Source organism: Canibacter oris (assembly GCF_014197205.1).
Taxonomy (GTDB): Bacteria; Actinomycetota; Actinomycetes; order Actinomycetales; family Microbacteriaceae; genus Canibacter; species Canibacter oris.
In genome coordinates this window covers 1-9,418 of the sequence record NZ_JACIFD010000023.1, presented here as the reverse complement: position 1 = coordinate 9,418, position 9,418 = coordinate 1, and the positions used below count along the sequence as shown (strand labels likewise).

The window sequence follows — 9,418 nt, the reverse complement described above, 5'->3', positions numbered from 1 at the left end:
GCCGCGTGTCTTCCCCAGCCGTGCACCGCGTGACACGGTACCCCGAGAGCTTTCACAGGATAATCATTGCCGGCGGGGTCGAGACGATCGCCGATGAACAACATTTCGTGCAGCTCAATCCCGGTTTGCGCCGCTAGTTTTTGCATCCCGTAGGCTTTGTCAATTCCCTTGCGGGTGATGTCGACGGAGGTTGATCCACCGCTGCGCACCTCCAGATGCGGCAATAACTCTTGCACCTTACTTGCCAGGGTGTTTTTCTTGACGCCGTCAGGATCCCACGCAGCCTTGGCAGCAACCGGAGCCTCCTGGCCGAGCGCGGAGAAGGTGATCTGGCTGCCGCGGTCCTCCAGAATTTCGCCCCAGGTGTTGTGCTCCCAGTAGCCAAGCTGCTGTGCGGTGTTGCGCAGCGCTTGCATTGCAGCATCGCGATCTGCCGGGGTGAGGGTCTCACGGTAGAGCGTCTGCCAGGTGCCATCACGGTAAATTTCGTAGTGGGTGCCGCAGGTTGGGAGCAGATGCAGCCGTGCAAGCGCCGTATTCGGGAGCTGCATGGCGGTCAGGGGTTGCAGTAACTGCTGCTGAAACTGGGTGATATTGCCGCCGGAGATAATGGCAACAGCGGTGCGCTGCAGCAGCTGGGCGAGCTGGTCGAGAATCACCTGCGGCACCGCCGACTTGGAAGGCGCCAGGGTGTCGTCAAGATCGAAAGCAATAAGTTTAGGCAGCATAGTCACACTGTAATCTTAGGGGCTGCAGACGCCGCGGGGCTGGTTTTCGTCCTAAAAGGCTGGTTTTCATCCCAAAAGCTGAGAATTCCCGCCCACGGTATGATTTTTGCGTTTAACTCAGTTATTTAGGCTGTTTTTCATTTATCAAACGTAGAGTTGTAGGTAATCCCAAGACAAGAAGGAAAAGTGATGACTGAAGAAAAGAAGCCACTTGAGAATGAAACTCCGGCGGTTGATTTTGGTGCACCGGCTGAGCCCGTAGCTGCTGATCCTATTGCAGTCGAGCCTGCAGCTGCTGCGCCAGCAACTCCGGCAATCGACTTCGGCGCGCCGGCTGAGCCACTAGTTGAGCCTGCTGTGGAGCCAGTAGTTGAGCCAGTGCCTGAGCCTGCTGTGGAAGCAGCAGCGGCTCCGGCTGAGCCTGTTGCGGCACCAGCTGCCCCGGTAGCTGAGTCAGCCCCAGCTGCCTACCAGGCTGCCGCTCCCGCAGCACCAGCGGTAACTCCAGCGCCTCCGGCGTACACCGCGCAGCCAATTTCCCCAGCCTACACTCCGGCCGGGTCACAGCAGCAGCCAGCCTACGGTGTACAAGCACCGCAGCAGCCAGCCTTTGCCATTCCTGCGCAACCGGTAGCAGCTGAGCAGCCAAAGGGCCTTGCGGTGACCGCGCTGGTTACTGGCATCGCCGGTTTCCTGTGCACCATCATTTTGCCATTCGGTGCAATTATTGGCCTCGTAGCTGTGGGCTTCGGTATCGCTGCAGCTGTTAAAAAACAGCATAAGGGGATGTGGATCACCGGCCTGGTTTTGGGTGTTCTCGCGATTCTTGGAACCATTGCACTCTTTGGTTTGGCCCTCTGGGCGCTGAGTCTTGCAGGCGATCCGTATATGCAAGAACAGTTGCTGCAAAGCGGTGTCACGCAACAGGAGCTGCTGGAGCTGCAGCGGATGTTGGAGCTGCTCAGCAGCTAATACAGTGGTGCCGTGAGGCGCCCTGCTAAACGCCGTGGCTCTATTCAGCCGCGGCGTTTTACATTTGCGACAGCAGGTAAGCGCTCGCACAAAATAGCGCGGTGTTGACCCGCGATCCGGGTCAGCACCAGTGTTAGTTCGCGCGGTATCGCCGCCGGGCGCAGCTTCAATTTTCTGCGAAACTCCGTGGGGTCAACAGCAATCCCGCGTTTTTTGATTTCTACGCTACTGACCCCCAAAGCAGCGAGTCGTTTAGCAAGCACCTGCGTTTTCACCGGCAGCACCTCTAGTACTCGGAAAACCTGCGCAAAAGGTGTATCAAAGCGCCGCGGGCCACTGAGGTAAGCGATGCCAGGGCTCACCAATTGCGCCTCTAGCTGCGCGGCCAACTGGCCAATCTGTCGGGCACGAATAACCGCAGCGTCCGGCTCGTACAGATACGCGCTGAGTTCTCCTAAAGATGGATCTTCGCTATCGCGGGCGCTGCTCAGCGTGAGCTGTTGCGGTAACACCGTAGCGTGGCGACTACCCGGGGCCGTGAGGCTAAGTAGCGGGGTAGTGGATCCACCCAGCCGCATCTTTTTCCTTACAGCAGCGGGAGTGAAAGTCAGCAGGGTTTCGACAGCTTCACCGCGCACACTGACCCACTCTGCGGCCGCATCCGAGGGGATTAGCTCTCGGTCAAAACCCGGTCCTAGCTTTACCAGGGTTGGGAAACGTGTAGCTATTTCAAACACGAAATCGAGGTGCGGCGAATAGTCGGCAGGAGACACTCTGACGGTGTTTTTGTGACCGCTTGTGCGCCTCGCTGGGTCAAAGAAAACCGCACTTTGTGACGGTTGGGCATCGCAAAAAGCTGTGGCGTCGCCGCAAATCACTTGCGGCGGCGGGGTGTGCAATCCGAGTTCTTCGTGCAGCAGTTTTAGATTGTGCTCCGCGTAAGCTGCAGTAAGCGGATCAATTTCGTAAGCCACAACAGTGTAACCTGCGGCGACAAAAGCCAGCGACTCAGCGCCAATCCCGCAGCCGAGATCAAGCACCTGCTGGCGTTCAAAAGCCCGCATCCGGGAGGCGTGTAGCTGCGCTACCTCAGCGCGGCTGGCCTGCTCTAATCCGGCCGGGGTGAATAGCAGCTTTGCGGCGAGATCCCCGAATTTTTTGTGCGCCTTGTGTTGCAGTTCTACCTGGCGGAGGGCCGCCGCAATCAGTGCGGTATTTGAGCATTCACGGCGCAGCGCCTGCTGCTGTTGTGCGGGGCTTTTCCCAGCTGTTTGCATTTCTTTGATCTGTTGCAGCAGGGTTTGCCCTGTTGCGTCAAGCAGTTCAATCCACCCCGCAGGAGCTGTCACCTGTGCTGTCATAGTCTCTATTTTCCCAGTTTTGTAGGTTTTTTGTGGAGTCCGGTAAGCGCTCAGCGAATTTAGTGCCGCTCGAATTGCGTCGACACCCGTCGCCGCTTAAACTCATAGTTAGTACTAATGTGTGTGCAATAGCCGCACAATTTTGAACCAGAGTGAGAAAAGAGGTCGCATCCGTGTCGGTTGCAATTAAACCACTAGAAGATCGCATTGTGATTCGCCAGGTTGAGGCTGAGCAGACCACCGCTTCGGGGCTGGTAATTCCAGACAGCGCAAAAGAGAAGCCGCAAGAGGGCGAAGTTTTAGCTGTGGGTCCGGGTCGTGTTGATGACAACGGCAACCGCATCCCGGTTGACGTCAAAGTTGGCGACCGCGTTATCTACTCTAAGTACGGCGGCACCGAAGTTAAATACGGTGTGGATGAGTTCCTCATCCTGTCTGCGCACGATGTGCTCGCGATTGTAGAGCGCTAAGCGAAATGCGAAGTGGCTGTCACTGCTGTGGCAGCCACTTTTCTTATTATCAAGTGTTCAGCTCGAACCGATAGAATTACTACATTAAATAAGCGTCATAATTTTCTTAGATAGGTGCATTAAATGGAACAGCGTAACCCGTTCTCGCTAGAGGGTCTCACCTACGACGATGTGCTGCTATTGCCGGCACACACCGACGTGATTCCAAGTGAAGCTGACACCTCGTCACAGCTGACACGCAACGTCAGATTAGGTATCCCGGTGCTGTCGGCTGCGATGGATACTGTCACTGAAACCCGGATGGCGATTGCGATGGCTCGTAACGGTGGCATGGGTATTTTGCACCGTAATCTGGCGATTGCAGATCAGGCCGAGATGGTGGATCGGGTAAAACGAAGCGAAGCCGGGATGATTACTAACCCGGTGACGACCACCGCAGATGCTACGGTAGCAGAAGTTGATGCGCTGTGCGGTGAATATCGCGTTAGCGGCTTGCCTGTGGTTGATGATAAGGGTGTGCTGGTTGGCATTATCACTAACCGTGATATGCGTTTTATTGACAGTGCAAAAGCTGCGACCACTAAGGTAGGCGATGCGATGACTCGCATGCCTCTGATTACAGGTAAACAGGGTATCACCAGGGAGGAAGCGCAGCAGCTTTTCCAAAAGCATCGTATTGAGAAACTGCCCTTGGTTGATGACAGCGGTAAGCTTACTGGCCTGATTACTGTTAAAGATTTTGACAAAGTTGAGCAGTATCCTAACGCTACCAAAGATGCAGCGGGTCGGCTTCGTGTTGGTGCCGCAGTGGGGTTCTTCGGTGATGCTTGGGAGCGTGCAGGAGCACTGCTAGAGGCCGGCGTTGACGTGCTGGTGGTTGATACTGCAAACGGCGATAGTCGTGGCGTGCTTGACATCATTGCCAAGATTAAAAAAGATCCGGCTTTTGCCGGAGTTGACGTAATTGGCGGCAACGTAGCAACCTATGCCGGCGCCAAAGCTCTAGTTGAAGCTGGTGCTGACGCGGTGAAAGTTGGTGTGGGCCCGGGGTCAATCTGCACAACTCGTGTTATTGCCGGTGTTGGGGTGCCGCAGGTAACCGCAATCTATGAGGCTGCAAAAGCAGCAACTCCAGCTGGTGTTCCGGTTATCGCTGATGGCGGTCTGCAATATTCGGGTGATATCGCTAAAGCACTTGTAGCGGGAGCGAGTACTGTGATGGTGGGGTCGCTGCTTGCAGGTACTGATGAAAGCCCGGGCGATCTCGTGTTTATTGGTGGGAAGCAGTTTAAGAGCTACCGAGGCATGGGTTCTCTGGGAGCCTTGCAGACCCGTGGTGAGCGCACCAGCTACTCTAAAGACCGCTACTTCCAGGCAGATGTGCCAAGCAATGAGAAACTAATTCCGGAGGGCATTGAAGGCCAGGTGCCATATCGTGGCGCTGTAGGTAATGTGCTCTACCAGTTGGTCGGTGGCTTGCGGCAGTCAATGTTCTATACTGGTAGCCGCACTATCGAACAGCTCAAAGAGCGTGGAAATTTTGTGAAAATCACGGCTGCTGGTTTAAAAGAATCACATCCACACGATATTCAGATGGTTGTCGAGGCTCCAAATTACCGCCGCTAGCAAAGTCGGGGGTGGATGCGCCTCCCTTGCTTCCAGCTTCAAGAAGAGATTATGACTTACGAAATTGAAATCGGACGTGCTAAACGAGCACGCGAGGTATATAGCTTTGATGATGTTGCGGTGGTTCCGAGTCGCCGTACTCGTGACCCGGAATTAGTGTCAACCGCTTGGAACGTCGATGCGTATCAGTTTGAAATTCCAGTATTGGGTGCGCCGATGGATTCCGTGATGAGCCCGGAAACGGCTATTGCGCTCGGGCAACTCGGAGGTCTGGGAGTGCTAAATCTTGAGGGATTGTGGACTCGCCATGACAACGCAGAACAGCTGCTTGCGGAGCTCAGCACTGTGAGCGACGAAAAGCTTGCCATAGCGAAAATGCGTGAGCTGTATAGTGCGCCGATTAAGCCAGAATTGATTCGCGATCGGTTACAGCAAATTCGTGATGCCGGAGTGACAGTCGCCGGCTCGTTGTCACCGCATCGCACTGCAGAGCACTGTGAAGCTGTGATTAATGCTGGGGTAGACCTCTTCGTGATTCGCGGTAACACCGTTTCTGCTGAGCATGTTGCAGAGGCAGGGCGGGAGTCGTTAAACCTGAAACAGTTCATTTATGAGCTTGACGTGCCTGTGATTGTTGGCGGCGCTGCAACCTATCGTTCGGCGCTGCACCTGATGCGCACTGGTGCAGCAGCAGTGCTGGTCGGTTTCGGCGGCGGAGCGTCTTCCACAACTGAGCTGAACCTCGGCATTCGCGCCCCGATGGCAACCGCCATTGCTGATGTTGCCGGTGCTCGCACAACATACCTTGATGAGTCAGGGGGTCGCTATGTGCACGTGATTGCTGATGGCGGGCTTGGCACCTCTGGTGACATTGTGAAAGCGGTAGCGTGTGGCGCTGACGCGGTGATGCTAGGGTCTTTGTTGGCCCGTGCCGCAGAAGCTCCTGGTAAGGGCTGGCACTGGGGGCAAGAAGCGCACCACGAAGATTTGCCGCGCGGGCGCCGGATTTCGCTAGACACTGTTGGGCCGCTGGCTGAAATTATTAATGGCCCGTCAGCTTTGGCCGACGGTACCTCTAACCTGATGGGGGCGCTGCGCCGAGCAATGGCAACAACCGGTTACTCAACGCTGAAGGAATTTCAGCGCATTGAGCTCGTAAAAACCAGCAAATAGCACGCCGGCGGCGTGCACGAAACACATCAAGCACAGGCAATAGCGAGCACCAAAATGGCGGAAAACCCGACTGCTGCAGCAGCGCAAACCCCTGGGTTTGCGCCCTTGGGTGAGCCCACGCTGCGGCAGATTATGTTGCGTCCGAAGTGGTTGGCAGCGCTCTTTGCGGTGCTGTTGATCGCTGCAGGGTTTGCCAGTTTGGCACAGTGGCAGATGAGCCACGCGATTCGCCTCGACCAGGAAAATTTTGTGGCAACGGAGGAGCCGCAGCCGCTGTATCAGCTTAGCCCGCCGCAAGAGCCGGTGCGTGAGCTGGCCGCCGGGCACAGGGTAATCGTCACTGGTGCGCTAGACGCGGCGAGCCTGCAGTTGATTAGTGAGCGCCGTAACGACACCGAGCTTGGCTACTGGGTCGCCGGGCAGCTGCGCACAGCGGATGCGGCTGCGGGGCAGGCTGTAGCCGTGACGGAGCAAAACGACAACCTCGCGGTGGCCATCGGCTGGGCGGCTACAGAAGCCGAAGCCGCTACCGCGCTGCAGCGCCTGCAGCAGCACCTGATGGTAAGCGCTGCCTCGGGTACGCAACAGGCCACGCCGCTGCAGCTGGTGGGGCGCTACAACCCTTCAGAAGCACCGCGCCCGCCACTGCCCGCTAGCGATGGGGGCGAGCTTTACACCACTCTCGCGCCGGGGCAGCAGCTTAACCTGTGGGCGAATGCGAGCGGCGATACTTTCCCCGGATATGTGGTGCTTGATGCAGATAACGCCTACACTGCCACAAGCGGGCTTTTGCCGATCCACTCACCCGCTCCTGAGCCGGTTGAAAAAATTAACTGGTTGAATCTGTTTTACGCCATTGAGTGGGTTATTTTCGCGGGGTTTGCTTTCTACTTCTGGGTGCGGCTGTGCCGTGATGCCCACGAAAAGGAGCACGAAATTCTGCATCTTCAAGCCTTAGAATCAGCTAACTCAGCAACACAGAAAGAGTAACTATGCAGCTGCAACCACGCCCGGAAACCTATCCGCAGATTCGGAAAGCTCTGAAACTGTTTAAGATTTCATCGGTTATCACCGGTGTGATGCTGTTCGGGCTGTACATTATTTCTTGCATCCGCTGGTTTTTACACAGCGACGTCTATCTTTTTTCGGAGGGCGCGTTGGTCAAGCTGCAGCAGCTGGCGCCGGAAGGCGTAGAAATTGATTTCCAACCGCCGGGAGTGAACTTCACCACTATTTTCTTGGTGGCGCACGGCTGGTTTTACGTGGTTTACCTCATCACCTCGTTCATGGTGTGGAGCCCGATGCGGTGGCCGTTCTGGCGCTTTTTGGCGCTCGCTTTCGCGGGTTGCGTGATCATTGTGTCATTCATCGCAGAGCGCTGGGTGGTGCGCGATGTGGAGCGGGTGCTGCAAGACGGCCGTGACACCGCAACTGTGCAGGCTTAAAGCGGCTGGCAACGTCACATTTTTAGACTAAAATTTTAGGTATGTGGATCCTCTGGCGCGATTTTGCCGGAGGACAGTGAAAGGCGACAGATGACAAACGACACAATCGCGGCACCGCGTCCGGTGCTGGTAGTTGACTTCGGGGCGCAATACGCACAGCTGATTGCGCGCCGGGTGCGGGAAGCCGGAGTTTATTCCGAGCTGGTGCCGCACACCATTACCGCCGCAGAGGTGCAGGCGAAAAACCCGCTGGGTTTGGTGCTCTCAGGCGGCCCTTCATCTGTTTACGCGGAGGGTGCGCCGCAGTTTGACGAGAGCATTTTCGAGCTGGGGCTGCCGATTTTTGGCATCTGCTACGGCTTCCAGGTGATGGCGCGCGCGCTGGGCGGCGTGGTTGCAAACACCGGTGACCGGGAGTACGGTGCCACCGACATGCAGCTGTGCGATGGTGCTGGCGCGCTGTTCGCTGACCAGCCTGAGACGCAGAATGTGTGGATGAGTCACGGCGATGCGGTGCAGCAAGCGCCGGAGGGCTTTGAAGTGTTGGCATCAACCGCGGTGACCCCGGTTGCAGCTTTCGGTTCTGCCGCGAAGAAAATGTACGGTGTGCAGTGGCACCCGGAGGTGAAGCACTCAGACTATGGGCAGCGGATGCTTGAGAACTTCCTGCACAGCATTGCGGAGATTCCGGCTGACTGGAACGCGCAGAATGTGATTGAGGAGCAGGTTGCGCGGATCCGCCAGCAGGTTGGCAGCGGCAAAGTTATCTGCGGGCTGTCAGGCGGTGTAGATTCTGCGGTTGCGGCGGCGCTGGTGCACAAGGCTGTTGGCGACCAGCTGACCTGTGTGTTTGTGGATCACGGACTGCTGCGTCAGGGTGAGCGCGAGCAGGTCGAGATTGACTATGTGAAGTCCACCGGTGTGCGTTTGGTCACGGTGGATGCGCGTGAGAAGTTCCTGTCAGCGCTGGCTGGGGTTACTGACCCGGAGACGAAGCGCAAGATTATCGGCCGCGAGTTTATCCGCACCTTTGAGGAGGCGCAGGCGCAGCTGATCGCCGAGGCGCAGGAGGAAGACGGCGACCCGATCCGCTTCCTGGTGCAGGGCACCCTGTACCCGGATGTGGTGGAGTCAGGGGGCGGCTCAGGCACCGCAAACATTAAGAGCCACCACAATGTTGGCGGTCTGCCGGAAGATCTTACCTTTGAGCTGGTGGAGCCGCTGAGGGCTTTGTTTAAAGATGAGGTGCGCGAGATTGGCCGGCAGCTGGGGCTGCCAGAGGTTATCGTGGCGCGGCAGCCGTTCCCTGGTCCGGGGCTCGGGATTCGGATTGTTGGTGAGGTCACCGAGGAGCGCTTGGCGACGCTGCGCGCTGCTGACGCAATCGTGCGTGAGGAGCTGACCGCTGCGGGGCTGGACGCCGAGATTTGGCAGTGCCCGGTGGTGCTATTGGCTGATGTGCGCTCCGTTGGCGTGCAGGGTGATGGCCGCACCTATGGCCACCCGATTGTGCTGCGCCCAGTGTCTTCAGAAGACGCAATGACCGCAGACTGGACTAGAGTCCCTTACGACGTGCTGGCGCGGATCAGCAACAAAATCACAAACCAGGTGCCAGATGTGAACCGTGTGGTGCTGGATGTCAC

General features: G+C 57.0%; 9 protein-coding genes. 7 read left to right on the top strand and 2 right to left on the bottom strand.

Annotation, left to right across the window (positions count from 1 at the left end; translation table 11 throughout):
* Positions 1-728 (bottom strand): HAD-IIB family hydrolase (locus F5897_RS07780; RefSeq protein WP_183305090.1); only part of this gene is annotated, 728 nt, incomplete at its 3' end.
* Between the two features lie 189 nt (positions 729-917).
* Between F5897_RS07780 and F5897_RS07775 the strand changes: the two genes are divergently transcribed.
* Entirely contained in the window at positions 918-1,700 is a 783-nt protein-coding gene (locus F5897_RS07775) for a DUF4190 domain-containing protein (protein ID WP_183304818.1), read from the top strand.
* A 44-nt stretch (positions 1,701-1,744) separates the two neighbouring features.
* Here the strand turns inward: F5897_RS07775 and F5897_RS07770 are convergent, their stop codons facing one another.
* Positions 1,745-3,061, bottom strand: a complete 1,317-nt coding sequence (locus tag F5897_RS07770) for a class I SAM-dependent methyltransferase (RefSeq protein ID WP_183304819.1) — start codon at positions 3,059-3,061, stop codon at positions 1,745-1,747.
* Between the two features lie 173 nt (positions 3,062-3,234).
* Between F5897_RS07770 and groES the strand changes: the two genes are divergently transcribed.
* From groES to guaA, 6 genes are all read left to right on the top strand, one after another.
* On the top strand, positions 3,235-3,531 hold the full coding sequence (groES, locus tag F5897_RS07765) for a co-chaperone GroES (protein ID WP_124824978.1): 297 nt from the start codon (positions 3,235-3,237) through the stop codon (positions 3,529-3,531).
* A 123-nt stretch (positions 3,532-3,654) separates the two neighbouring features.
* Positions 3,655-5,157: an IMP dehydrogenase gene (gene guaB / locus F5897_RS07760; RefSeq protein ID WP_124824878.1), complete on the top strand. Its 1,503-nt coding sequence runs from the start codon at positions 3,655-3,657 to the stop codon at positions 5,155-5,157.
* A 51-nt stretch (positions 5,158-5,208) separates the two neighbouring features.
* Positions 5,209-6,330 (top strand): GuaB3 family IMP dehydrogenase-related protein, encoded by a 1,122-nt coding sequence (locus tag F5897_RS07755; RefSeq protein ID WP_124824877.1) that lies wholly within the window; start codon positions 5,209-5,211, stop codon positions 6,328-6,330.
* 12 nt (positions 6,331-6,342) lie between these two features.
* Complete coding sequence (locus F5897_RS07750) at positions 6,343-7,320, top strand: SURF1 family cytochrome oxidase biogenesis protein (RefSeq protein ID WP_183305089.1); 978 nt, start codon at positions 6,343-6,345, stop codon at positions 7,318-7,320.
* Between the two features lie 2 nt (positions 7,321-7,322).
* A complete protein-coding gene (locus F5897_RS07745) occupies positions 7,323-7,775 on the top strand; it encodes a DUF3817 domain-containing protein (RefSeq protein WP_124824875.1) in 453 nt (150 codons plus the stop codon).
* A gap of 90 nt (positions 7,776-7,865) precedes the next feature.
* A partial coding sequence (gene guaA / locus F5897_RS07740) for a glutamine-hydrolyzing GMP synthase (protein ID WP_183305088.1) occupies positions 7,866-9,418 on the top strand: 1,553 nt, incomplete at its 3' end.